This window comes from Flavobacterium sp. P3_A6 (assembly GCF_056403035.1).
This window is the reverse complement of record NZ_JBFUGG010000022.1, coordinates 68,353-93,554: the sequence shown is the minus strand read 5'-3', so window position 1 is coordinate 93,554 and position 25,202 is coordinate 68,353. Positions and strand designations below refer to the sequence as shown.

The 25,202-nt window shown below is 33.1% G+C and carries 22 protein-coding genes; 13 read left to right on the top strand and 9 right to left on the bottom strand.

Annotation, left to right across the window (positions count from 1 at the left end):
* Positions 1-61 precede the first annotated feature (61 nt).
* From AC1DVP_RS17675 to AC1DVP_RS17625, 11 genes are all read left to right on the top strand, one after another.
* Positions 62-856 (top strand): outer membrane protein assembly factor BamD, encoded by a 795-nt coding sequence (locus tag AC1DVP_RS17675; protein WP_477184800.1) that lies wholly within the window; start codon positions 62-64, stop codon positions 854-856.
* 8 nt (positions 857-864) lie between these two features.
* Positions 865-1,182, top strand: a complete 318-nt coding sequence (locus AC1DVP_RS17670) for a DNA-directed RNA polymerase subunit omega (RefSeq protein WP_026709525.1) — start codon at positions 865-867, stop codon at positions 1,180-1,182.
* A gap of 9 nt (positions 1,183-1,191) precedes the next feature.
* The gene (gene coaBC / locus AC1DVP_RS17665) at positions 1,192-2,403 is read left to right on the top strand and encodes a bifunctional phosphopantothenoylcysteine decarboxylase/phosphopantothenate--cysteine ligase CoaBC (RefSeq protein ID WP_477184799.1); all 1,212 of its coding nucleotides are present in this window, start codon (positions 1,192-1,194) and stop codon (positions 2,401-2,403) included.
* The gene (gene porD, locus AC1DVP_RS17660) at positions 2,396-3,277 is read left to right on the top strand and encodes a type IX secretion system protein PorD (protein WP_477184798.1); all 882 of its coding nucleotides are present in this window, start codon (positions 2,396-2,398) and stop codon (positions 3,275-3,277) included. The genes coaBC and porD overlap by 8 nt, the downstream gene beginning before the upstream one ends.
* 52 nt (positions 3,278-3,329) lie before the next feature.
* Positions 3,330-4,982, top strand: coding sequence for a DNA repair protein RecN (gene recN, locus AC1DVP_RS17655; RefSeq protein ID WP_477184797.1), 1,653 nt, complete (start codon positions 3,330-3,332; stop codon positions 4,980-4,982).
* Positions 4,983-5,068: 86 nt separating this feature from the next.
* The gene (gene fabV, locus AC1DVP_RS17650; RefSeq protein ID WP_477184796.1) at positions 5,069-6,259 is read left to right on the top strand and encodes an enoyl-ACP reductase FabV; all 1,191 of its coding nucleotides are present in this window, start codon (positions 5,069-5,071) and stop codon (positions 6,257-6,259) included.
* Positions 6,260-6,358: 99 nt separating this feature from the next.
* Entirely contained in the window at positions 6,359-7,171 is an 813-nt protein-coding gene (locus tag AC1DVP_RS17645; protein ID WP_477184795.1) for an enoyl-ACP reductase FabI, read from the top strand.
* Positions 7,172-7,453: 282 nt separating this feature from the next.
* Positions 7,454-8,452, top strand: coding sequence for a glycosyltransferase family 2 protein (locus tag AC1DVP_RS17640; protein ID WP_477184794.1), 999 nt, complete (start codon positions 7,454-7,456; stop codon positions 8,450-8,452).
* 1 nt (position 8,453) lies between these two features.
* Positions 8,454-9,050, top strand: coding sequence for a dephospho-CoA kinase (gene coaE, locus AC1DVP_RS17635; RefSeq protein ID WP_477184793.1), 597 nt, complete (start codon positions 8,454-8,456; stop codon positions 9,048-9,050).
* 59 nt (positions 9,051-9,109) lie between these two features.
* Positions 9,110-10,693 (top strand): sensor histidine kinase, encoded by a 1,584-nt coding sequence (locus AC1DVP_RS17630; protein WP_477184792.1) that lies wholly within the window; start codon positions 9,110-9,112, stop codon positions 10,691-10,693.
* 3 nt (positions 10,694-10,696) lie between these two features.
* On the top strand, positions 10,697-11,404 hold the full coding sequence (locus AC1DVP_RS17625) for a response regulator transcription factor (protein WP_477184791.1): 708 nt from the start codon (positions 10,697-10,699) through the stop codon (positions 11,402-11,404).
* A 53-nt stretch (positions 11,405-11,457) separates the two neighbouring features.
* Here the strand turns inward: AC1DVP_RS17625 and AC1DVP_RS17620 are convergent, their stop codons facing one another.
* From AC1DVP_RS17620 to AC1DVP_RS17590, 7 genes are all read right to left on the bottom strand, one after another.
* Entirely contained in the window at positions 11,458-12,198 is a 741-nt protein-coding gene (locus AC1DVP_RS17620; RefSeq protein ID WP_477184790.1) for an acyl-[acyl-carrier-protein] thioesterase, read from the bottom strand.
* Between the two features lies 1 nt (position 12,199).
* Positions 12,200-13,138 carry a tRNA (adenosine(37)-N6)-dimethylallyltransferase MiaA gene (miaA, locus tag AC1DVP_RS17615; protein WP_477184789.1) on the bottom strand — a complete coding sequence of 313 codons (939 nt, stop codon included), beginning with the start codon at positions 13,136-13,138 and terminating at the stop codon, positions 12,200-12,202.
* A 184-nt stretch (positions 13,139-13,322) separates the two neighbouring features.
* The gene (locus AC1DVP_RS17610) at positions 13,323-14,684 is read right to left on the bottom strand and encodes an exonuclease domain-containing protein (RefSeq protein ID WP_477184788.1); all 1,362 of its coding nucleotides are present in this window, start codon (positions 14,682-14,684) and stop codon (positions 13,323-13,325) included.
* 59 nt (positions 14,685-14,743) lie between these two features.
* Positions 14,744-15,187, bottom strand: coding sequence for a four helix bundle protein (locus tag AC1DVP_RS17605; protein ID WP_477184787.1), 444 nt, complete (start codon positions 15,185-15,187; stop codon positions 14,744-14,746).
* Positions 15,159-15,821 (bottom strand): YggS family pyridoxal phosphate-dependent enzyme, encoded by a 663-nt coding sequence (locus AC1DVP_RS17600; protein ID WP_477184786.1) that lies wholly within the window; start codon positions 15,819-15,821, stop codon positions 15,159-15,161. Before AC1DVP_RS17600 ends, AC1DVP_RS17605 begins: the two co-directional genes overlap by 29 nt.
* Before the next feature lie 20 nt (positions 15,822-15,841).
* The gene (locus AC1DVP_RS17595; protein ID WP_477184785.1) at positions 15,842-16,729 is read right to left on the bottom strand and encodes a 3-hydroxyacyl-CoA dehydrogenase family protein; all 888 of its coding nucleotides are present in this window, start codon (positions 16,727-16,729) and stop codon (positions 15,842-15,844) included.
* A 90-nt stretch (positions 16,730-16,819) separates the two neighbouring features.
* Entirely contained in the window at positions 16,820-17,785 is a 966-nt protein-coding gene (locus AC1DVP_RS17590; protein WP_477184784.1) for a Gfo/Idh/MocA family protein, read from the bottom strand.
* 166 nt (positions 17,786-17,951) lie between these two features.
* Here AC1DVP_RS17590 and AC1DVP_RS17585 point away from each other — a divergent pair, with 166 nt between their 5' ends.
* Both AC1DVP_RS17585 and AC1DVP_RS17580 read left to right on the top strand, forming a co-directional pair.
* Complete coding sequence (locus tag AC1DVP_RS17585; protein ID WP_477184783.1) at positions 17,952-18,593, top strand: protein-L-isoaspartate(D-aspartate) O-methyltransferase; 642 nt, start codon at positions 17,952-17,954, stop codon at positions 18,591-18,593.
* A gap of 24 nt (positions 18,594-18,617) precedes the next feature.
* On the top strand, positions 18,618-22,367 hold the full coding sequence (locus AC1DVP_RS17580; RefSeq protein WP_477184782.1) for a transglutaminase domain-containing protein: 3,750 nt from the start codon (positions 18,618-18,620) through the stop codon (positions 22,365-22,367).
* Positions 22,368-22,499: 132 nt separating this feature from the next.
* Here AC1DVP_RS17580 and AC1DVP_RS17575 read toward each other — a convergent pair whose 3' ends face one another.
* Both AC1DVP_RS17575 and fahA read right to left on the bottom strand, forming a co-directional pair.
* Complete coding sequence (locus AC1DVP_RS17575) at positions 22,500-23,684, bottom strand: hypothetical protein (RefSeq protein WP_477184781.1); 1,185 nt, start codon at positions 23,682-23,684, stop codon at positions 22,500-22,502.
* Between the two features lie 141 nt (positions 23,685-23,825).
* The gene (gene fahA, locus AC1DVP_RS17570) at positions 23,826-25,109 is read right to left on the bottom strand and encodes a fumarylacetoacetase (protein WP_477184780.1); all 1,284 of its coding nucleotides are present in this window, start codon (positions 25,107-25,109) and stop codon (positions 23,826-23,828) included.
* Positions 25,110-25,202: the final 93 nt, after the last annotated feature.

The window sequence follows — 25,202 nt, the reverse complement described above, 5'->3', positions numbered from 1 at the left end:
AACTTTGGTGGCTTTTACTGCGTATATACACTAGGCAATAAAATTAAAATCAGTGAATGAAATGAAAAAAATAATATCTGTATTGCTTGTTGTTTTGTTTTTTAGTTCTTGTGGCGAATATCAGAATGCATTAAAAAAAGAAGATGTAGCGTTTAAGTTTGAGGTTGGAACGAAATTATATGATGCGGGTAAGTATTCAAAAGCAATTCGTCTTTTCGAACAGTTAGCACCATCCTATAGAGGAAAACCGCAGGGAGAAAAGCTGTTTTACATGTATGCGCAATCATTATATAAAACAAAACAATATTATTTAGCTGGATATCAGTTTGATAATTTTAATTCGGGTTATCCAAAAAGTGAGAAAGCTGAAGAATGTTCCTATTTAGGCGCTAAGAGTTATGCTATGCTGTCTCCAGTTTACAGTATAGATCAGACAGACACTTTTAAAGCTATTGAAAAGGTTCAGGCATTTATTGACCGTTATCCTAATTCGAAATATATAGCAGAGGCTAATGCAACATCAAAAAAACTGAATGAAAAGATTGAACGTAAAGTTTATGAAAATGCATTCGAATATTATAAAATTTCAAATTACAAATCAGCATTAATCGCATTTGATAATTTTATTGCAGATTATCCAGGGACTTCTTATAAAGAAAAAGCATTGTATTATAAATTAGATTCTGCTTATTTGTTAGCAATGAACAGTATTTTGATGAAAATGGAAGAAAGATTGGTTACTGCTAAAACCTGTTATAATAATTTGGTTAAATTTAAGCCAAACACAGAATTCAAAAGTGAAGCTGACGAAAAGTTAGCCAAAATTGATGTTGAATTACAAAAGTTTAATAAATAAATAAAGTCATGGATTTAAAAAAGACAAATGCTCCAGTAAATACAATAACTTACAACAAAACTGTTATTGAAGAACCTACTGGAAATGTGTATGAGGCGATAACAATTATGGCTAAAAGAGCAAATCAGATCAATTCTGAAATTAAAAAAGAATTGACTGAGAAATTAGAAGAATTTGCTACTTACAATGATAGTTTGGAAGAAGTTTTTGAAAATAAAGAACAAATCGAAGTTTCTAAATTTTACGAAAAACTTCCAAAACCGCACGCTTTAGCTGTTCAAGAATGGTTAGACGGCAAAATTTACCACAGAGATTCAAATAAATAATCTATACTAATGTCAGTTTTAAGCGGAAAAAAGATTTTGCTGGGTATTTCTGGCGGAATTGCTGCGTATAAAACGGCCTCATTAGTTAGACTCTTCATAAAAGCAGGTGCACATGTCCAAGTGATAATGACACCTGCTTCTAAGGATTTTATAACGCCGCTTACCTTATCTACTCTGTCTAAAAATCCTGTTTTTTCTGAATTTTATAATAAAGATGAAAAAAATGAGCAGTGGAATAGCCATGTAGAATTAGGTCTTTGGGCAGATATAATGCTCATTGCGCCAGCAACAGCCAATACCTTATCTAAAATGGCAAACGGATTATGTGATAATCTGCTGATTGCTTGTTACTTATCTGCAAAATGTCCAGTATATTTTGCTCCAGCGATGGATTTAGACATGTATATACATCCTTCTACTATTGAAAGCCTTGCAATATTGAAGGCTTTTGGTAATACAATGATACCAGCTGAAAATGGTGAATTGGCCAGCGGTTTATCTGGAGAAGGCCGAATGGCAGAGCCTGAAAACATCATTACTTTTTTAGAAGCAGATCTTGAAAGTAAATTGCCTTTAAAAGGAAAAAAAATACTGATTACTGCAGGTCCTACATACGAAGCAATCGATCCTGTGCGTTTTATTGGAAATCATTCTTCAGGAAAAATGGGATTTGATATTGCTCAGAGCGCGGCAAATTTAGGCGCTGCAGTAACACTGGTTTCTGGACCAACACATTGTAAAATAAATCATCCTTTGGTTCATGTCATTCCGGTAGTTTCTGCTCAGGAAATGTATGATGCCTGCCATCAATATTATCAGGATATGGATGTTGTAATCGCCGCTGCCGCCGTTGCAGATTACAAACCTAAAATTGTTGCAAATCAGAAAATAAAAAAGGCTGCTAATGATTTTACAATTGAGCTTGAAAAAACCAAGGATATTTTAGCATCTTTTGGAGAATTCAAGCAAAATCAATTTCTAATTGGTTTTGCTTTAGAAACTGAAAATGAAATTGAGAATGCTAAAGCAAAAATTCAGAAAAAAAACTTAGATTTGATAGTTTTAAATTCACTACAGGATGAAGGGGCAGGTTTTGGCAAACCTACTAATAAAGTTACCTTTATTGATAATGCTTTTCATATTGAACCTTTGGATTTAAAATCTAAAGAAGCTGTGGCTGATGATATTTTGAATAAAGTAATAGCACATTTTTATGATTAAATTTATCTTATTTTTATTTTTAGGGTGTGGCTTTATTCAAGCCCAGCAGTTGAATTGTACTGTAACTTTAAATACTCAAAAAATAAGTAATGCAAATCAGCAGGTTTTTAAAACATTAGAAACTGCCATAAATGAATTTGTAAATAAAACCGATTGGACAGGGCAAATACTTCCGCAAAAGGAAAGGATAAACTGTTCAATGTATATTACGATATCCAGTTACGGCTCAGATCAGTTTGTTGCAAATATTCAAGTGCAGTCTTCAAGAAACATTTATAATTCGACTTATTCCTCTCCTGTTTTGAATATAAATGACAAAGATTTTACTTTTAATTATACAGAATTTGAGAATTTGATATACATTCCAACTAGCTATAATTCTAATTTGGTGTCTGTTTTGTCGTTTTATTCTTATGTAATCTTAGGAATGGATGCCGATACTTTTGTTTCATTCGTTGGTGACCGTTATTTTAAAGAAGCGCTTAATATCGCAAATTTGGCGCAGCAGGGAGGATATAAAGGATGGAATCAATCTGACGGAACATTGAGCAGGTATTTTTTAATCAATGATTTATTGTCTCCCACTTATGCAGAGATAAGACAATCAAGCCAGCAGTATTATTCTGGTCTTGATATAATGAGCCAAGACCTCAAAAAGGCTAAAGAAACTATCAAAAGTTCGCTAATGAACTTGGCTAAATTGAATGAAACCAAGCCCAATTCCTATTTATTGCGTGTTTTTATGGATTCAAAATCAGATGAAATTGTATCTGTATTTACTGGAGGGCCAAGTATTGCAATCAATGATTTGGTAGACAGTTTGAATAGAACATATCCGTCAAATTCAAATAAATGGCAATCATTAAAATATTAGTCTTTTATAATTTCTGTTCACTTAACCCAATCTATACTTATAAATTTAATTAATGATAACTTCACTAGCTATAAAAAACTATGCGTTAATTGAGAAATTAACAATCGATTTTTCGAAGGGTTTTTCGATAATTACTGGGGAAACTGGTGCAGGTAAATCGATAATATTAGGAGCTTTAGGTTTGGCTTTGGGAAAAAGAGCTGATTTAACTTCGCTTAAAAATAAAGAGGAAAAATGTGTGATTGAGGCTCATTTTGAGATATCCAAATACAATCTGAGTTCTTTTTTTGAAGCAAATGATTTGGATTATGAAGATGATACTATTATCCGCAGAGAAATTTTGCCTTCTGGAAAATCAAGAGCTTTTATAAATGACAGTCCTGTAAATTTGCAGGAACTGCAGGAGTTAGGTTTGTATTTGATTGATATTCATTCGCAACAGCAAACTCAAGAGTTGTCTGATGAATCAGTGCAATTTAAAATTATTGACGCTATTGCCAATAATATTGACATTATCAATTCATATCAATCGGAATTAAAAAAGTTCAAGGCAGATAAAAGCAAATTAAATGCTTTAATTAAAAGAAAATCAGAAGTATTCAAAGAGCAGGAATACAATACTTTTCTTTTGGAAGAACTGGTCGGGGCTAAATTAAAATCTGGAGAACAGGAAATTCTTGAAGAAAATTATGAGCAATTAAATAATGTTGAGATTATCAAAGAATCGCTTGATAAGTCGTTGGCTATCGCCAATGAAGAGCAAATAGGAGTGTTTCATAATTTGAACGAAATAAAAAATGCCATTCAAAAAATTGCTCTTTTTTCATCTGATTATAATTTGTTATTTGAAAGGATAACAAGTTTAAAAATTGAGTTTGAAGACATCGCAATTGAGCTAAACCGCTGTTCTGAAAAATTAATCAATGATCCGGAACAATTAAATCTGATTAATCAGAAATTACAATTGATTTACAATTTGCAAAAAAAACATCAAGTGAGTACAGTTGATGAGTTGATTACAATCCAGAATACTTTAGAAAATTCAGTATTAGAATTAGGAAATATTGATGAAGAGATTATTAAATTAACTGCATTAGTTGATGCTAATGCAAAACAGCTGGATCAAATTTGTGTTGCTATACATGATAATAGGCTGCAGGCAATTCCTTTATTGTCACAAAAATTAATTGCAATATTAGAAACTTTGGGAATGCCTAACGTGCGATTTAAAATGGAATTAAATGCGTCTTCCGCTTATCTTGAAAATGGAAAAGATGAATTGCAGTTTTTAATCTCGGCTAATAAAGGAACAGATTTTGGTTTGTTAAAGAAAGTGGCTTCAGGAGGTGAAATGTCTCGAATTATGCTTGCTGTGAAAGCTATTTTGGCACAGTATTCAAAATTGCCAACATTGATTTTTGATGAAATTGATACAGGAGTTTCCGGAGAAATCGCCAATAAAATGGGGGAGATTATGAAAGAAATGAGCACCCAGATGCAAATATTCGCCATAACGCATTTACCTCAAATTGCTGCTAAGGGAACAGAGCATTTCAAAGTATTCAAATCTACTGTTGGTGAAGGCACTCAATCAGAATTGAAATTACTGACTAGCGAAGACAGAGTCGTAGAAATTGCCCAAATGCTGTCGGGAACTGTCATTTCAGATTCTGCCTTAAATCATGCAAAAGCCTTGTTGAACTAAATAATTGGGCTATATTTGCTCATTCAAAATTTAAGAACATTCAATTAATTTAAAAAATTACAATATAAATTAACGTACAAAGGATTATGATTATAGAACCAAGAATGAGAGGATTTATTTGTTTGACTGCCCAGCCAAAAGGGAGCGAGCAAAGTGTCAAAAATCAAATTGAATATGTAAAATCAAAAGGAACTATAGCGGGAGCTAAGAAAGTATTGGTTATTGGAGCTTCAACTGGTTTTGGTTTGGCTTCTAGAATAACCAGCGCTTTTGGTTCTGATGCGGCAACAATAGGCGTTTTTTTTGAAAAAGAACCTTCAGAAGGAAAAACGGCTTCTCCTGGGTGGTACAATTCAGCTGCTTTTGAAAATGAAGCTCATAAAGCTGGTTTGTATGCAAAAAGTATCAACGGAGATGCCTTTTCGAATGAAGTAAAAAGACAGACATTAGATCTTATTAAAGCTGATTTAGGCCAGGTTGATTTAATCATATACAGTCTTGCTTCACCAGTACGTTTAAATCCAAATACCGGAGTTTTGCACCGTTCGGTTTTGAAACCAATCGGAAGTACATTTACTAATAAAACTGTAGATTTCCATACAGGAAAAGTTTCAGACGTTTCTATTGAGCCTTGTAACGAAGATGATATTGCCAATACAGTTGCTGTAATGGGAGGTGAAGACTGGGCTATGTGGATTGATGCCTTGAAAGCTGAAAATCTATTGGCTCCTGGTGCTACAACTGTTGCTTATTCCTATATCGGCCCATCATTAACTGAGGCGGTTTATAGAAAAGGGACAATCGGTCAAGCTAAAGATCACTTAGAAGCTACAGCATTTACTATTTCAGACAGCTTAGCGGATATTAACGGAAAGGCGTATGTTTCTGTGAATAAAGCGTTGGTAACTCAGGCTAGCTCTGCAATTCCAGTAATTCCATTGTATATTTCCTTATTGTATAAAATAATGAAAGAAAAAGGAATTCACGAAGGTTGTATTGAGCAAATTCAGCGTTTATACCAACAAAGATTATATAGTGGAGAACCAATGATTACTGACGACAAAGGCAGAATCCGTATCGATGATTGGGAAATGCGCGAAGATGTTCAATCTCAAGTGGCAGCACTTTGGGAACAGGCTACAACTGATAATCTGGCTGAGATAGGAGATTTAGAAGGATACAGAAGTGATTTCTATAACTTATTTGGTTTTGGTTTTGACGGAGTAGATTACCAAGCCGATACAAACGAGCTGGTTAAAATCCCAAGTATATCTTAATTTGATAATCAAATTTTATAATTTTTAAAAACACCTTATGGCTTGATAGTTTAAAATCAAGGAAATAAGGTGTTTTTTTATAACTTTATTTTAAAAAATATGTATAATTTATTGAAAGGAAAAAGAGGAATTATTTTTGGCGCTTTAGATGAAAATTCCATAGCATGGAAGACAGCAGAGCGCATTCACGAAGAGGGTGGGACTTTTGTTCTGACTAATGCGCCAGCGGCAATGCGGTTGGGAACTATTGATGTGCTGGCTGAAAAAATTGGATGTCAAATTATTCCTGCCGACGCTACTTCTGTAACCGATTTGGAAATACTTGTTGACAAAGCGGTTGAAATTCTTGGAGGTAAAATCGATTTTGTGCTGCATTCTATCGGTATGTCAGTTAATGTCCGAAAAGGAAATCACTATACGAATCAAAATTATGAATACACAGAAAAAGGATGGAATGTTTCTGCTGTTTCTTTTCATAAACTGATGCAGGTTTTGTACAAAAAAGATGCTATGAATGAGTGGGGCAGTATCATTGCTTTGTCTTATATGGCGGCACAGCGTGTATTTCCTGATTATAATGATATGGCAGATAATAAAGCATTTCTGGAATCAATCGCACGAAGTTTTGGATATTTCTTTGGCAGAGATAAAAAAGTGAGAGTCAATACCATTTCACAATCCCCAACTGTAACCAGAGCAGGCCAAGGTGTCAAAGGATTTGGGGGTTTTATTGCCTTTGCCGATAAAATGTCTCCGTTAGGCAACGCTACTGCCGCCGAATGTGCTGATTATATTGTTGTCATGTTCTCCGATTTGACTCGAAAAGTAACACTCCAAAATTTATTGCATGATGGAGGATTCTCTAATATGGGAGTCAGTCAAGAAGTAATGGAGATGTTTGAGCAAGAATAAAAGCCACTTTGGAAGCAGAAATGTTAGGCATTTTTGGATATATGGTTCTTGCCCTTCGCTAAATTTTTGCTTTTTTAAAGGAAAAAAGCAAAGTATATTGCTTCAAATGAAATTCACGGAACTCCATGGAAATAAAAATTAAGTGAAGTAATTAAGGCTAAAGATAAACATATCGTTATTTTGTTATTATCTGCTATTAGAATCAAACTCAGGTTAAAAGGTTTTTTTGTTAAGAAAGAGTACCTTTGCAAAAAAATAAAAAGAATAAAAAAATTCAATATTATGTTGTTTTCATTGATCATTCCTGTTTATAATCGTCCTGATGAAGTTGATGAATTATTAGAAAGTTTAGCAAAATCAACTTATAAGGAAATATTTGAAATTGTTCTGATAGAGGATGGTTCCACAATCCGATGTCAAGATGTTGCTCAAAAGTATGGTGACAGACTGGATATTTCGTATTACTATAAAGACAATTCTGGTCCTGGAGATTCCAGGAATTATGGAATGAGTAAAGCCAGAGGAGACTATTTTATAATTTTTGACTCCGATTGTATTATTCCATCTAATTATTTGAGCGAAGTTGAAAAAGCCTTACAAGAAGATTATGTAGATTGTTTTGGCGGTCCAGATAAAGCGTTAGACAGTTTTTCGGATATTCAAAAAGCTATTAATTTTACGATGACTTCTTTTTTGACTACAGGAGGAATTAGAGGAGGTTCAGAGAAAATTGGAAAGTTCCAGCCAAGAAGTTTTAATATGGGCTTATCTAATAAAGCGTTTAAAGCTTCAGGCGGATTTGGAAATATTCATCCTGGTGAAGATCCTGATCTATCCATCCGGTTATGGGAAATGGGATATGAAACCCGACTTATTAGCAGTGCATTCGTATATCACAAAAGAAGAATTGATTGGGATAAATTTACTGTACAAGTAAGTAAATTTGGCAAAGCAAGGCCAATACTCAATAGTTGGTATCCACAATACAGCAAATTAACTTTTTTCTTCCCAACTGTTTTTATAATAGGATTTTTTGTATCTTTAATATTATTGATTTTTAATCAAGATATTCTTCTTAAATTTTATTTTTGCTATTTCTTGGCATTGTTTTTGTTATCTTCTATACAGAATAAGAGTATTAAAATTGGTTATTTGTCATTAATTGCCGTTTGGAAACAGTTTTATGGTTACGGCATCGGTTTTCTTAAATCATATATTAAAGTAATTGTATTAAAGCAAGATCCGAAAAAAGCTTTCCCCGAATTGTTTTTTAAAATATAGTATGACGAAGATAATTGGTTTAACGGGAGGAATTGGAAGCGGTAAAACTACTGTTGCCAATGAATTTGCCATCCATGGTATACCGGTTTACATAACAGATCAGGAAGCAAAAAAATTAATGCAGACTGATACTGTTTTAAATCAGATTCGAGCAGAATTTGGAGATGCTATTTTTGAGAAAGGTGTGCTGAATAGAGGAAGATTATCTGAAATTGTTTTTAATGACTCTAAGAGTTTGACCAAACTTAACAATATTGTCCACCCTGCTGTGAAGCAGCATTTCAAGCAATGGCTATTAGAGCATAAAAAAAATCCCTACATTATTTATGAAAGCGCAATTTTATTTGAAAGCGGCAGTTATAAAGAGTGTGATTTTATCATAAATGTAGTTGCTCCTCTCGAAATTAGGATTAAAAGAGTTGTTGAAAGAGATAAAACAACACGTAAAAAAGTTTTGGAAAGAATAAAAAATCAGTTGAATGATGAGGAAAAATCATCAAAAAGTGATTTTATTATTGAAAATACTACTAAGGAGGCTTTAAACTTAGGAATTGTTAAAATTCTTAAATTTTTAAGAATTAAACAAATGAACTCTTAAATGTTAATCTTTGGTTAATGCATTATTTATTATATTGTTAAAATATTAATTTTGCTTGAATGAATAAACTATTTTTTAGATTGCTTGTAATGTTAATGAGTCTATCCTTGATCGGGATAATTCTTGTGCAAGTGTATTGGTTTAATACTTCATTTAGAAATAATGATGAACAATTTAAGTTTCACGTTAAGCAGGTTTTAGGAAATGTCGCTCAAAAACTGGAACAGCATGAGCTTTATAGTTTTTATAATAAAATTAACAAAAAAATAGACAGTACAGGAATAGCTCCAAAAGAAGAGGATTTAATGGAATTTTATTACGTCCAAAAAAATCCAAAAACAAATAAGACTATTGTATATTCTAACAATGTTAAATCAAAAAATTATAATATCTCTTTACCTTCATTTGATAAAAAATTTGATAATAATAAATTTAAAAGCTTTAGTTCTAACCGGATAACAGAAATTTATAATAACAGTTCGATTGATAATTCTGCTGTTAATCAAAGTTTAGTACCGGATGTTAAGATTGAGAAAGTTGGAAATTTAGGGATTTTAGATAAGTTTATTTTTGAAATTTCGAATAAAGATATTTTGTCAGCAATGCCTCTTGAAGAAAGGGTTTCAAATGAGGCGCTGGATAAATTAATCAAGAAAGAATTAGAAGAGTATGGGGTAAAGACCAGATTTGAATTTGGAATTTTAAGTAATGGAATAGTAACAAAAATAAAATCGAATAATTTTGTATACGATAAAGCTATTACTTATTCTATACCAGTATTTACGGATAATGAAGGGAATGAGAAGTATAAACTGTTTGTCGCTTTCCCGCATAAAAAGAAGTTCTTATTATCACAATTGGTAAGCATTACAATATTATCTATTATTTTTACTTTAATCATTATAATTGCTTATACATCAGCTTTAAATCAGTTAATACGTCAAAGACAGATTTCTGAAATCAAAAATGATTTTATTAATAATATGACGCATGAATTTAAAACTCCAATTGCAACAATAAATTTAGCTTTGGATGCCATTCGAAATCCTAAGATTATCGAAGACAAAGAAAAAGTGTTTAAGTACCTGGAAATGATTAGGGACGAAAATAAGCGGATGCATGCTCAAGTTGAAAACGTATTAAGGATTTCAAAATTAGAGAAGAAAGAACTGAATATTATTAAGGAATCCAGCGACATAGAAGAAGTCATCAATGATGCTATCGAACATGTAAATTTGATTCTGGAAGATAGAGAAGGAACTATTACAACCCATTTTGGAGCTATTAGAAAAATAGTTTTATTAAATGATGTTCATTTTACGAATGTAATAGTTAATGTTTTGGAAAATGCAATAAAGTATACTCCTGAGATTCCTAAAATTGATATTTATACGGAGAACATTAAAGATATGGTTCTTATTAAAATAAAAGACAATGGTGTCGGTATGAGTAAAATTGCTCAAAAGAGAATTTTTGAAAAATTTTATAGAGAACATACTGGTGATATACATAATGTAAAGGGTCACGGTTTAGGTCTGGCTTATGTAAAAAGAATTGTAGACGACCATAATGGTCAAATATATGTAGAAAGTGAAAAGGGAAAGGGAAGTACCTTCATTATAAAATTACCTTTAATAAATTAGAGTATGGAAAGCGCAAATAAAAAAATATTATTAGTAGAAGATGACCTTAATTTTGGTGCAGTTCTAAAAGACTATTTAATGCTAAATGATTTTGAAGTTGTTTTGGCTAAAAATGGTATGGAAGGATTTGAAAAATTCAAAAAGGATGCCTATGATTTATGTATCCTTGATGTAATGATGCCATACAAAGACGGTTATACTTTGGCAAAAGAAATAAGAGAAAAAAATAATGATGTGCCTATTATTTTCCTTACAGCAAAATCTATGAAAGAAGATGTTTTAAAAGGATATAAAGCTGGGGCTGATGATTATTTGAATAAGCCTTTTGATTCTGAAGTCTTATTAATGAAAATTAAAGCCATCATTCAAAGAAAAGCATCTGATGTGAAAACAGAAGTTGTTCAATTTGAATTTAATGTTGGTAAATTTCACTTAAATTCAAAACTTCGTTTCTTGACATTCAACGATGAAGAACCTATTAAGTTATCTCCAAAAGAGAATGAATTGCTTAAAATGTTAATTCTGCATGAAAATGATTTGATGCCGAGAGAGTTAGCACTGACAAAAATATGGAGAGATGATAACTATTTTACTTCTAGAAGTATGGATGTTTATATTGCAAAACTAAGAAAATATCTGAAACAAGATGAGGATGTTGAGATTTTAAACATTCATGGAGAAGGATTCAGATTAGTTGTAAAAGCAAAATAATCAATGGATTTCTCACAAAATGCAAAAAGCTTCGGAAATTAACCGAAGCTTTTTTATTTCCAATTAACTTGTAATGCAAAACAGGTTTTGTCATCTTTGGTGATACTAAATACTACATCAGTTTCATTGACGCATTCGTGGATTATTACTTTATCTTTGAGAGAGAGTTCTTTTAAAAAGTTCATTTCAAAACTTTTTATTTGTTGAGACAGTATTTTATTTTCATCAACAAGATCTAAGCACCATTCTAAGTATTTTACATTATTAGCGTGGTTAACAATATCTAAATCGGATAGAGAAACGGTTCTTTCAAAAATTTCTTCTTTTTCTTGGGGCAGGTTTATTTTTGAAAATCCCATTTCGGTGGCTTTGTCTTCTGGATACAATTCGAAATGCTCATAAGGCAGTGCCAAAGGTTCTGGTCTGCGGGCTTTGGTGTTAAAGACAGCCCAAAAGGTTTCGGATCCTATTATTTTTTTACCGTTAACATACATTTCAAGTGCCCTTACTGAGCGGGAGTTCTCTAAGGAATTGATCCAAGTTTTTACTGTTACAACATCTCTCCATTTGGGTAACTCGATAATTTCTACGCGCATTCTGCTCAACACCCAAGCTTGGCTGAATTCCTGCATATCGGTGAAGCTGATTCCTCCCGCTTCGGAATGAGCTGCTGCCGTTAACTGCAGTAAATTACACAAATCAGTGTATTTTAAATAGCCGTTGGGCGTACATTGGGTAAAATTAATTTCCCAGTCTTTGCTAAGTATTGAGGTGAAATTTTTATTTATTGGCATTTTATAAAAGATTATAGTCTTTGGAATTGAAATCTGTGATGTACTCAATTATACTTTCTGGAGGTGTTAGGTAATCAAACCATTTGGTGTTTTCTTTGCGTTTGAACCAAGTGAGCTGGCGTTTAGAAAATCGGCGGGTGTTTTTTTTGATTTCTTCAATAGCAAAAGGCAACGTAAACTCACCGCCAAAATAACTGAATAGTTCTCGATAACCAACCGTTTGCAGAGCATTTAGCTCTTTGTTTGGATATAATGATTGGGCTTCCGCCAAAAGTCCTTGATTGAGCATAATATCCACTCGCTGGTTTATCCTGTCATAAATCACGCTTCTGTCGGCTTCCAGGCCAATGATGATTGGAGTAAAATTGCGGTTATTTTTCTTTTGATTTAAAAACGATGAATATGGTTTTCCGGTTCCAAGACAAACTTCTACAAACCGCATCATACGTTGCGGATTTTGTAGGGTTTGGGGGTTTTCGGCTGTAATTTTTTGAAAATATAAAGGGTCGAGCGTTTCTAATTGTTGTTGTAAATATCCGATTCCCTGATTTTCATAATTTAGATTTACGTTTTCCCGAATGGAGGGATTTATAGCTGGAAACTCATCAAAGCCTTTTAAAATGGCATCTACATACAATCCGGAACCGCCAATAAGTATTGCGTAATCATTGTTTTGAAATAATTCTTCTATTTTTATAAGGGCATCTTTTTCAAAATCACCTACCGTATAATTATCAAAAATAGATTTGTTTTGAATGAAATGGTGCGTAGCTGATGCTAATTCTTCTGGACTGGGTACAGCAGTTCCAATAGTCATTTCCTTGAAAAATTGTCGGCTGTCGCAGGAAACAATTTCGCAATTATAGTGATTGGCTAAATCTATACTTAAGGCTGTTTTTCCTATGGCTGTTGGTCCGACTATTGTAATTAAATACTTCATGTTCTTTTTTTAGCCCAGATGGTAACGAAAACCCCGGAATTATTGCAGTTTGTTTTTCTTGGTATAAAAGAGCGACTGGAAGAAGCTCCTTTTATGCCTTAGAAAAACTGCTGGAATAATGAGGAGTTGTAGTGTACAGCTGGATTAGCTTCTAATTTCTTTACTATTGAAATTTATTTTTATTTTAGAAATTAATAATTTTCTGCACCCTGTTTTTTCTTAAATAACCTTGAATGTAAGTTCTGGTGTTTCTATTGTTTGGAATGGGAATTAAGATATTTTTTAGGATTTCGGGGTTTATGATCTGATAATTTAAATCATAAAAGGCGTATCCTTTGCATATTCCTTTTTCGATCAATATAGCGCTGTGTTCTCCTGTTTTTCTTCCTTTGTCAATGATAATCATGTTTTTGTTATCGAAAAGGTTCTTGTCGATGAAAACTTGAACTCTTGAATTGTATTCTTCAGAAGATATTTGTCCTGTGCAGGCACCATCGCATTGATTGTTTTCATGCTGCGCGCAGGGAGTTTTTGAAATAGAAATACCAGTGAGCCTAGGACACAGCTGATAATTGGCTGTAATATGATTGAGAGCGTTTTTCCCTTCCTGTTGGTTAGCAAATGCTGTTATTTCTTTTTTGCGCCCATCTGCTTTTTGAAGGTTTAAGTTCAAATATCCGTTTTGGTCTTTTTCGGCATAAATAGCCCAAGGTAAAGTGTTTTTGCGAGCCATTCGGTTGTAAATGGGGCGGTTTTTCTTTACTTCTTCGGCTTCTTTTAATAACGCGATTAATTCACTGCCTGTTTCTTCGAAGGTTACTGTGAATACTTCGGCCTGAATTTTTTTGGCACTGCTGGTTATTCCTGTAAAATGCTGATTGACCCTTTTTTTGATGTTTTTGCTTTGTCCAATAAATATGATGGTTCCGTTTTCTCTATGAATGTAATAAATTCCTGTCTTGGAAGGCAGACTTTCGATTATGTCTAATAATTTTGGAGAAACGCCTTTGATGACTTCAAATTTGATAAGCTCTTTTGTGATGGTTTTTTCTAAATCTTTGTCCAAAAGCATCTTAAAGAGTTTGACTGTTGCCATGGCATCACCACTGGCACGATGTCTGTCAGCCATTGGGATTCCAAGTGCTCTTACCAGTTTTCCCAGACTGTGTGAAGGCTGTTCTGGCATTAACCGCTGAGATAATTCGACCGTACAAAGGGTTTTTATATTAAAATCATATCCCAAACGACGAAACTCGGTGCGGAGAATTCTATAATCAAATGAAGCATTGTGCGCTACAAGTACGCAGTCGTTTGTCATTTCGATGATGCGTTTGGCAACTTCAAAAAATTTTGGAGCACCACGAAGCATTTCGTTATTTATGCCAGTGAGTTTGACAACAAACGGCTGAATAGGAATTTCAGGATTGATTAAACTGATAAATTGATCTACAATTTCATGTCCATCATATTTATAGATAGCAATCTCTGTGATTCCTTCTTCGTTGAATTGTCCCCCTGTGGTTTCTATGTCGAGTATTGCGTACATGTTCAATATCAAAAATCAATTACAATGTCAAAAATCAATTTTAAATTTTTCAATTGATTTTATATTCTTTTATTATTCATCATTTTTGAAGAAATAGCTATTAATTCTTCAACTTCAGTTAGTAAATCATTTCTTTCTTCTTCAATTCCAGCCTTTATATAATCAAGAATTTTTAAAGAATTTCTAGATTCTTTAAGTTCTTTTATACTTAATGATATTTTAAAAATAAAATCTTTGTCAGTAATTGTTCCTTGAGCTTCGCCATAATTTAAAGAAGAACTACCTGATGATCTAATGAGTTGATTTTTATAATAATCATGTTCAAATGTTTTTTCTAATTTACGACTATAAAGGATGCACTCTCCAGCAAATCTTACTAATCGATCTTCAAAATTGAATATTTTAGGAAATTTTGGTTTATTGATATTCATTTTTATTTTTGAAATTGCAATTGATTTTTGCCATTGAATAATTTTATCGTCCTCCAAAGATACTACTTCCAATCCGAACCGTTGTGCTGCCGCATGCAATAGCCAATTGATAATCGCCTGACATTCCCATTGACAATGTTTGCATAGAGACAGACTGGAGTCCGTCTCTGTCAGATAATCCATCAAAAATTGATTTCAAATGCGTGAATTCTTTTTTGATTTGGTTTTGGTTATCTGTAAAAGTAGCCATTCCCATTAATCCTGCAATTCGGATATTTTTCATTTTTTTGTAAGCAGGTGAGCTTAGCAGAGCTGAAAGTTCTTCTTCGTCAAGACCGAATTTTGATTCTTCTTCGGCTATGTATATTTGCAGTAAACAATTAATAATTCGGTTATTTTTTAAGGCTTGCTTGTTTATTTCTTCCAATAATTTCAAACTGTCCACCCCGTGAATCAAGCTCACGAAAGGAGCCATGTACTTAACCTTATTGGTTTGTACGTGACCAATCATGTGCCATTCGATATCTTTTGGCATTTGTTCCCATTTATCAACCATTTCCTGAATTTTGTTTTCGCCAAAAATGCGCTGGCCAGCATTATAAGCTTCCATCAAATCAGGAATGGGTTTGGTTTTGGAAACCGCTACCAAAGTGACATGTTCTGGAAGAGTCGATTTTATATTGAGGAGGTTTTGTTGAATGGACATGGCGCGGATTTATAAAAATATTAAACAAACTGTTTCGAAATCTTCTCTGCTTTTTTGCTTTCGCTGTAATCGTAAAAACCTTCACCAGATTTTACGCCTAATTTTCCTGCTCTCACCATATTCACCAATAATGGGCAAGGAGCATATTTTGGGTTTTTGAAACCGTCGTACATTACATTCAATATTGCAAGACAAACATCAAGACCAATAAAATCGGCTAGTTGCAAGGGGCCCATCGGGTGTCCCATTCCTAGTTTCATAACAGTGTCGATTTCGTAAACACCCGCTACTTTGTTGTATAAGGTTTCGATCGCTTCATTAATCATTGGCATCAAAATTCTATTAGCCACAAAACCTGGATAATCGTTTACTTCAACAGGAGTTTTACCCAGTTTTTCGGATAATTTCATGATAATGTTTGTCACTTCGTCGCTAGTGTTATACCCACGAATAATTTCGACCAATTTCATGATAGGCACAGGATTCATAAAGTGCATTCCTATTACACGCTCAGGATGTGCCACAACAGCTCCAATTTGAGTAATGGAAATTGACGAAGTGTTAGTTGCCAAAATCGTATTATGTGAGCAAGCTTCATTTATTTGTTTGAAAATATTTAGTTTTAATTCTACATTTTCGGTAGCGGCTTCCACAACTAAATCTGCTCCTACAACGCCATCTTTAATATCAGTATAAGTAATAATATTGGTAATTGTCTTGGCTTTGTCCTCTTCGGTTATAGTTCCTTTTGAAACCATTCGGTCTAAATTTGAAAAGATTGTCGCCATTCCTTTGTCCAATGACTTTTCGGAAACATCGATTAATTTTACGGTAAAACCACTTTGTGCAAAAGTATGGGCAATTCCGTTACCCATAGTTCCTGCGCCGATTACTGCAATAATTTTCATTTTTTTAATATTTATAAGTTAAAAAAGTTTAAAACTTAAAACCTAAATAATAGATTTTAAACCTTAAACTTTAATAGAATTTATTAATTTTTATTTTTTAAAACAATCAATAATCTGATAGGCAACTCTCAATGCATCAGTAGCTTGTTCTAATGTAACCACTGGAGTAGTATCGTTATTAATTGCATCGGCAAATGTTTCCAATTCGTCAAGAATAGCGTTGTTTTGCAGTACCTCTGGATTGGAGAAATAGATTTGTCTTTTTACCCCTTCAGCATTTTGTAAAATCATATCAAAATCACCAGGAATTTCCGGAGCATCTTTCATTTTAACCACTTCACATTTTTTTTCAAGAAAATCGACAGAGATGTAGGCATCTTTTTGAAAAAATCTTGATTTGCGCATGTTTTTCATTGAAATTCTGCTAGCGGTCAAATTGGCCACGCAGCCATTCTCGAATTCAATTCGGGCATTTGCAATATCTGGCGTATCACTTATGACAGAGACTCCGCTTGCATTTATGCTTTTTACTTTAGATTTTACAACGCTTAAAATAGCGTCAATATCATGTATCATTAAATCCAAAACTACAGGGACATCAGTTCCGCGGGGATTGAACTCGGCTAAACGATGTGTTTCTATAAACATTGGATTTTCAATCATGTTTTTGGTAGCGATAAAGGCAGGATTGAATCTTTCTACGTGTCCAACTTGACCTTTAACATTGAATTCTTTTGCTAATGCTATAATTTCTTCAGCTTCTTCAATGGTATTTGAAATGGGTTTTTCAATAAAGACATGTTTCCCGGATTTGATGGCTACTTTTGCACATTTATAGTGAGAAAGAGTAGGCGTAACGATGTCAATAACGTCAACCGCATGGATAAGTGTTGCAATTGTATTGAAATTTTTGTAACCAAATTCTTTGTTTATTTTTTCGGCGTTTTCTAGATTGGGGTCATAAAAACCAACTAATTCATACTTTTCAGATTGTTGTAATAAACGCAAATGTATTTTACCTAGATGCCCAGCACCTAATACTCCAATTTTCAGCATAATAATGATGTTTCCACAAAAATAGTAATAAAATAAGAAATTCCAATTTATAAAATTCTAAATTGTATGCTTAATTTTATTATCTGGGAGCAACAATTTGATTTTTATTTTGAATAGGAAATTGATTTAGTTTTCTATTTTTGTTCTATAATAAAAACCTTAAATTTTGAAAGACACAGCCAAGCATCAAGGACTTCGTAATCAATTAGTGAATATATTAAAGCAAAAAGGGATTACGGATAAAAATGTGCTGGAAGCCATTAAAAAGATCCCGCGTCATTTATTTTTAAATTCCAGTTTTGAAGATTATGCCTATCAGGATAAAGCTTTTCCTATTGCAGCAGGCCAGACTATTTCACAGCCTTATACAGTAGCTTTCCAATCGCAGTTATTAGAAATACAAAAAGGGCATAAAGTATTGGAAATAGGAACCGGTTCTGGGTATCAGACAGCAGTTTTGTGTTTAATGGGGGCTCAGGTTTTTTCTATAGAAAGACAAAATGAACTGTTCAAGCAAACTTCTGTCTTATTACCAAAATTAGGAATTCGTCCTAAACATCTTTCTTTTGGCGATGGCTATAAAGGACTTCCAAATCATGCTCCTTTTGATAGTATTATTGTTACTGCAGGCGCTCCTTACATCCCGCAGGCTTTAATGGCGCAGCTCAAAATAGGAGGGAGACTCGTTATTCCTTTGGGAGAGAACATCCAAATTATGACGATGCTTATTCGTGTCAATGAAACCCAGTTTGAAAAACATGAGTTTGGAGAGTTTCGTTTTGTTCCTTTGTTAGAAGATAAAAATTAAAAGCTATTTAACCAACCAAAAATCATGAAAAAAATTACTATTCTGTTTTTATTATTTTTCACCAATTTTATTTATTCCCAAGATTATACAAACGTTCTGAATTTATTGATTAATAATAAAAGAGATGAAGCCAGAGTTTTATTTGATAAGCAATTTGGAAAAAGTAAAACGGCTAATATTGATTTGTTGTTTTTGGATGCTTTTATAGATGAACAGTCCGGAAGAATAAGTTTTGACGAAACGTTGCTTAAAAACTTAGAAAAACTGCCTAATTCACAATATTATATCGCTCCTTTTATCAATAGGGATATCATACTGAGTGATATTTCGACAGATGCCTGCAATGATTTGACTTATAATAAAATAGACTATATGGCTTCATCGCCAAAGTTTAAAGATCTGCCTATTGTAAAATACAGAAAAGCAATATTTGAGCGTAAAAGAATGCAATTTGAAGCGGCTCAAAAGTCTTTTTCCGATTTAGGAGTTATAACGCAATGGCAGTTTTGCGGGGTTTTTGAAAATTTAAACGGCAGTGGTTTAGAGATTGAATATGAACCTGAAATTTATGCCAAGAATGATAAGTTTTTTGATGCCAACAGTAATGGTAAAATTGGCTGGTACAATCCTAAAGATATAGAAAATGATGCGTATCAGTTTTTTACAAATGAAGGAGAATATGGAAGCGGAATTATATATGCCCAAACTTTCATTGATTCGCCGGAAAAGAAAAGTTTTCTATTGCGTTTTGGAGCCAGTCAAGGGCTGAAAGTGTTTTTGAATGACAAGGAAATTTATTTTAACCAAGATATTAAGAGAACAAATCTTGATGCTTATACTTTAAAAATTGATTTAGAGAAAGGAGTTAACAGACTGCTTTTTAAACTGTCTTCTTCTGGTGGAGGTGACTACTTTTCGGCACAAGTAAAAAATCTGGATTATACTGTTGCTAATGATTTGAAATTCAGTAATACATATTTGCCATATACTGTTGCGAAAGCGGATACCGTAGAGGCCGAAGTTTTAAAATTGGATTATGAAGCCTATTTTGATAATCTGGTAAAAAAGTATCCAAATAATTTACTGTACAAGTTATTTCAATACACGGCTTATGAGTCAAACTGCAAATATGTTCAGGCTTATGAAGCGATTGAAGGTTTGGATGAAAAATACTCAAACAGTTCTTTTATAGCAAGTTATTTTCTACGTTACTATGATTTAGTAGGTGATGAAGAGCAAAAGAAACAGGAGATTATAAAAAATATTGAAAAAAATGACATCGATTATTATTATGTTACATTCATGAAAATATTAGATGGCAAGTGGCTTCAAAATTCTTCTATTGCTGAATTGGAGACTTATAGAGACCGTTCCAAAAAATACAAACAGCGTTTTTGTGAACTGATGTTTGATTTTTTGATTGCATCGAAAAAGGAAGACGTTGAGGAGATGTTCAGATTGTTAAAAGATATTGATAAAGATACTCATGGGAATGAAAAATTCAAAATTGCATCTGCTACTTTGTACTTAAAATTAAAAAATGATAAAACAAAGACTATTGCTATTTTAGAAGAATTGTCGAAAGATAAAATAATCAATGAAGTAGACAATTTGCTGATTACATACTATAATGAGCTGAATGATAAGGCTGCTGTCGAGAGAATTGTAAAAAGAAGGATTAAGGAATATGCTAATATAAATGTTTTCAGAAATGATTACATTACTATTTTGGCGAATGCCAATAAATATGATGAAGCATTGGCTGTCATTGATGAAAATTTGAGCAATTTTCCTTATTCGTTTACAAATATGGAAAAGAAAGCTGCAGTTTATAATCTGATGAAAAATAGTAAAGAAGCAGAGAAATACATTCGTCAGTCTTTAACTCATAATTCAGGTAATGGAAAACTGAGAAAACAGCTGTATGATATTTCCAAAATTCCAGATGAAATTGACGAAGTAGCAACTAAGGATGTCTATAAATTGGCTAAATCCAGAAGAAATTCTAATTTAAAGAGTGATTACGGAGTTGTACTATTACTGGACGAATATATTGTAAATGTTTTTCCTGAAGGCGGAAGAAAATCCAGAATATCTTATTTATACGAAGTGACATCTGAGACTGGTATCGAAAAGATGAAAGAATATTCGATAAGCTTGAATAGTAATACGGTCTTGAAATCTGAAATTATTAAAGCTGACGGAACCATAGTTCCTGCAGAGCAGGGAAATGATTTATTGGTGTTTTCTAATTTAAAAGTTGGAGATGTTATTTATATAGAATATGAGCGCATAGAAAATGGAACGGGCCGTTTCTATAAAGATTTTAATTTGTCCTGTTATTTTGACAGCGAATATCCATCTACCGAAGCTATTTTTGCATTGATAAGCCCAGAAGATTGTAAGTATTATATTGATTTTAGCAATGGAGATGTAGTTGCAGCCAATAGAAAAATAAATGGCAAGAACTGCAGTATTTGGAAAAGAAGCAATATTCCAGCTTTATCACTTAAAGAAGATTATGCACCAATTTCGAGCGATTTAACAAATGCTATTGAAGTGGGAACTATAAAAGCATGGAGTGATATTTCGAATTGGTATTCGGATTTAGTAAAGAAAAATCTAAAATTAGATAAAATTACTAAAGATGCTTTTAACAGTATTTTTCCAAAAGGAACTGCTAATCTGAGTGATAATGAAAAAGCAAAAGCAATCTATGCCTATATAGAAAAAAACATTACTTACAGTTCTTTGGATTTTAGACAAAGCGGTTATGTTCCTCAAAAACCTTCCAAAACAATTACAACAAAATTAGGTGACTGCAAAGATGTTTCTACCTTGTTTGTAGCATTATCTGAATATGCAGGACTAAAATCTAATTTGGTTTTGGTTTCAACAAATGATAATGGGTTTAATTCGATGCGATTGCCTTCAAGGGATTTCAATCATTGTATTGTGCAAACAAAAATTGACAATAAAATTGTTTTCTTGGAACTTACAGATAAATATTTGCCTTATCGAATGCTTCCAAGTTCATTATACAATGCAAATGCATTAGTAATTTCATTTGATAAAAAGGAAAATGAAACTTCCAAATTAATAAATATTCCTTTTGATGCTACAATTCAAAACAGTTTAAGGACGTCTTCTGTGGTAACTTTAGACGATAAATCCAAAACATTTGTGAATACGCATACCATTGAAGGAGCTACCAAATCATATTATAATGAACTGTTTTCGGATGCTACCACAAAAGAGATTAGAGAAAAAGAAATAGAGAAAGGATACAATAAGCAATTGCAAAAATTGGTTAGTCTGCAGTCGGTAAAGCTTTTATCTAATGAGACATTTGACAAAGCGCTTACTTATGAAACTAAATTTTCAATAAATGAAAATCTGCAAAAAGTGGGGACACTTAAGATAACTGAAATTCCTTTCATTGATAAAGTGTATACAAGAGACATTATTGCTGCAGAAAACAGAAAATTTGATATTAATTATTTCTTTTATGAGAATAATAATAAATATGAATCGGAGGTGATCTTGAATATACCGGAGGGAAAGAAATTCTCTGAAATACCAGAAAGCAAAACCTTTGCATTTAAGAATCAAAATTACACTTTACAATTTGAGCTTTTAAAAAATAATTCGCTGAAGGTAAAAAGAGAGGTGACTATTCTTTGGGATAATATTAAGTCAAGTGATTATTTGGAATACAAAAAATTTGTAGAAGAAGTTATTGCTGCCGAAGAGCAGATTGTAGGATTTAAATAATATCTTTTATATTTCTAAAAGGTATAATTCAATAAAAAATCTGTCACAAATTAGTGCTGTGATCTTTTATAATCAGCTGTAAGAACAAAGAGCAACTCAAATCGAGTTGCTCTTTGTTTAATGAGGAAATGTTTATTTTCTAAATTGGTTGTTTGTAATAACTCCATTGATTTTAGCTTTTAAATTTTCGCCAGTATCATAAACCATTTGCTCGCTGGAAGGAAAGGGTACAGATTTGTTGTAGAAATTTGGGCTGTAACCATCATCGGCGGCACGAGAATCACCTTTGTAAGAAGCAAAAATATTTTCAAAAACAAATTCGCTGGTGATTGGGAATGATCCAAATGATTGGTTGGTTTTATTGTCGAAGTAATCTACTTTGGCGGTGATTTGACACGATTTAAATTGTTTGACTTCATTAATTTTTACAGTAGCATTAATCAAGTTGTCTATCATTATTGGTTTTCCTTGCCTGTCAAAAACGATTTTTCCATTAGCATCAACTTGTTTTCTTTGTCCGTCAACGACTTGACGTTCTTTTATGAATTCTCTTTCTTTTATTTGTTCAGGTGAAATTAAAATTGATCTGAAGCTGATGAGCATGCGGTAATCATAGGTAACATCTTTTTGCTTTTCGCTATGATAAACTGTCCATTTGTCATTCAGATTATAGCTTTTGAAATCCAATAAGTCATTTTGAAGCTGAGCAGGAATAATCATGCCGGTTTCATTTTTGGTAAGTACAATCACATAATCAGTTCCTTTCAGCTGCGCTTCGTCTATCATTTTGGAGATGTCTTTATAGCCATGATTTATTTTGTCCAAATAGATTAAATCATCATGCACTCTGCGGTAATTCATTTTGTTTTTGGTCAGCATCAAGGCTTTTGCATTGGTATACAAATAATTCGATAAAGCATTTTTACTGTTTATGATTTGGTCGTCATAATCATCAAATGGAAAAATTGCATTTCGTCCTTCCTTGATTAATTTTAGCGGAAGCAGAGGTTTAATTTTTTCTTGGCGGTCATTTAATGCTAAATAGGTATTGTATATTTTTTCCAGATTAGTAGGATTGTTTTCTTTGCTTAAAAAACTAACAGTGTTTAGATCCCGTTCTTTAGCTTTGGCAAATGCCTCTTCGAGTAAATAGATATAATCCTGTTTCCCTTTTTTGTCCTTATTGGTACGCAAATTAGAAAGCGCAATATCAATTGCTGCATCATAATTCCCTGAGGCTAAATTGTTTTGGGTTTGTTTTACACCGCATGATGTAAGCAGGATAAAGAATGTAATTATAAAAGTAATTTTTTTCATTTTTTTGGGGATAATGAATTATGTGAATTGGAAGCTTTTATTTTTTTACAAACTTACTATTCCTTAGAGTATTCTGCTTGAAATATTTCAAAAAAAAACCGACAATTTTATAATTGTCGGTGTATGAAAAAAGTTTTTTAATTATTGTCTTACAAAGGGAGGAAGCAGCTTACTGGAACATTCTCCAAAACCAATACGTACCTGCCCATTTTGACTATGTCCTTTCATAATTACAGTATCGCCATCGTTTATAAATTTACGCTGGCTGCCATCATTTAGCGTTATAGGGTTTTTTCCGCCCCAGCTCAATTCCAGCATTGAACCATAACTGTCTGGTGTTGGACCAGAAATTGTTCCTGATCCCATCATGTCACCTGAATTAACACGGCATCCATTAGAGGTGTGATGTGCTAATTGCTGGCTCATACTCCAATACATGTGTTTAAAGTTGGTTCTGGAAACAACAGTTGGCTCCTTGTTTTCTGGCGCAACAGCTACTTCAAGATTAATATCGAACGTGTGCTTTCCTTTTTGCTGTAAATAAGGGAAAGGTGTTGGTTCTTGTTTTGGGCCTTTAGTTCTAAAAGGTTCCAGGGCATCTAGAGTAACTATCCAAGGAGAAATAGAAGTGGCGAAGTTTTTGGCGAGAAATGGTCCTAGTGGCACATATTCCCATTTTTGAATATCACGAGCACTCCAGTCATTCATTAAAACCATCCCGAAAATATAATCTTCTGTTTCCGCAATGGGAATAGTTTCTCCCATAATATTGCAGTCGGTAGTGATAAATGCGGTTTCCAATTCGAAATCTACTGATCGGGATGGCCCGAAAACAGGAGAGGTTTCGCCATTTGGAAGGATTTGTCCCATTGGTCTGTGAACAGGAATTCCAGACGGTATAATAGATGAGCTTCTTCCGTGGTATCCTACCGGAACGTGAAGCCAGTTTGGCAATAATGCATTTTCGGGATCACGGAACATTTTGCCTACATTGGTTGCGTGCTCTCTGCTGGAATAAAAATCAGTATAATCGCCTATTAATACAGGAAGCTGCATTTCTACATCTTCCATTTTGAAAATTACGATATCTCTATGCTTGGCATTGTCCCTTAATTCGGGATTTGTTACGTCAAAAATTTCGGCAATTCTATTTCGAACCAAACGCCATGTTTTTTGTCCGTCCGAAATGAAATCATTCAAGGTATCCTGCATGAACATATCATCTGTCAATTCGATCCCTTCGAAGTAATTTAATTGTTGTAAAGCGCCTAAATCGATTGCAAAATCACCAATTCGAGTCCCTACTGTAACGATGTTTTCCTTTGTAAGAAAAACTCCGAACGGTATGTTTTGGATAGGGAAGTCACTGTCAGATAGTACTTCTAACCATGATTTTCTTGAGGTATCGTTGGCTGTTATTGGCATGATAATGTTAATTGTTTGTTGAAAATTACTTGTCAAATATATTATAATCTTACAGTTAAACAAACGTTTTTTTGTATTTTTGCGGGAAATTAA

Coding starts and splice junctions, on each gene's coding strand:
- coaE (WP_477184793.1), top strand. CDS start 8,454: ATGACGAAGATAATTGGTTTAACGGGAGGAATTGGAAGCGGTAAAACT.
- coaBC (WP_477184799.1), top strand. CDS start 1,192: ATGTCAGTTTTAAGCGGAAAAAAGATTTTGCTGGGTATTTCTGGCGGA.
- AC1DVP_RS17610 (WP_477184788.1), bottom strand. CDS start 14,684: ATGTACGCAATACTCGACATAGAAACCACAGGGGGACAATTCAACGAA.
- recN (WP_477184797.1), top strand. CDS start 3,330: ATGATAACTTCACTAGCTATAAAAAACTATGCGTTAATTGAGAAATTA.
- AC1DVP_RS17645 (WP_477184795.1), top strand. CDS start 6,359: ATGTATAATTTATTGAAAGGAAAAAGAGGAATTATTTTTGGCGCTTTA.
- AC1DVP_RS17575 (WP_477184781.1), bottom strand. CDS start 23,684: ATGAAAAAAATTACTTTTATAATTACATTCTTTATCCTGCTTACATCA.
- AC1DVP_RS17625 (WP_477184791.1), top strand. CDS start 10,697: ATGGAAAGCGCAAATAAAAAAATATTATTAGTAGAAGATGACCTTAAT.
- AC1DVP_RS17670 (WP_026709525.1), top strand. CDS start 865: ATGGATTTAAAAAAGACAAATGCTCCAGTAAATACAATAACTTACAAC.
- miaA (WP_477184789.1), bottom strand. CDS start 13,138: ATGAAGTATTTAATTACAATAGTCGGACCAACAGCCATAGGAAAAACA.
- AC1DVP_RS17640 (WP_477184794.1), top strand. CDS start 7,454: ATGTTGTTTTCATTGATCATTCCTGTTTATAATCGTCCTGATGAAGTT.
- AC1DVP_RS17580 (WP_477184782.1), top strand. CDS start 18,618: ATGAAAAAAATTACTATTCTGTTTTTATTATTTTTCACCAATTTTATT.
- AC1DVP_RS17675 (WP_477184800.1), top strand. CDS start 62: ATGAAAAAAATAATATCTGTATTGCTTGTTGTTTTGTTTTTTAGTTCT.
- fabV (WP_477184796.1), top strand. CDS start 5,069: ATGATTATAGAACCAAGAATGAGAGGATTTATTTGTTTGACTGCCCAG.
- porD (WP_477184798.1), top strand. CDS start 2,396: ATGATTAAATTTATCTTATTTTTATTTTTAGGGTGTGGCTTTATTCAA.
- AC1DVP_RS17620 (WP_477184790.1), bottom strand. CDS start 12,198: ATGCCAATAAATAAAAATTTCACCTCAATACTTAGCAAAGACTGGGAA.
- AC1DVP_RS17595 (WP_477184785.1), bottom strand. CDS start 16,729: ATGAAAATTATTGCAGTAATCGGCGCAGGAACTATGGGTAACGGAATT.
- AC1DVP_RS17600 (WP_477184786.1), bottom strand. CDS start 15,821: ATGTCCATTCAACAAAACCTCCTCAATATAAAATCGACTCTTCCAGAA.
- AC1DVP_RS17590 (WP_477184784.1), bottom strand. CDS start 17,785: ATGCTGAAAATTGGAGTATTAGGTGCTGGGCATCTAGGTAAAATACAT.
- fahA (WP_477184780.1), bottom strand. CDS start 25,109: ATGCCAATAACAGCCAACGATACCTCAAGAAAATCATGGTTAGAAGTA.
- AC1DVP_RS17630 (WP_477184792.1), top strand. CDS start 9,110: ATGAATAAACTATTTTTTAGATTGCTTGTAATGTTAATGAGTCTATCC.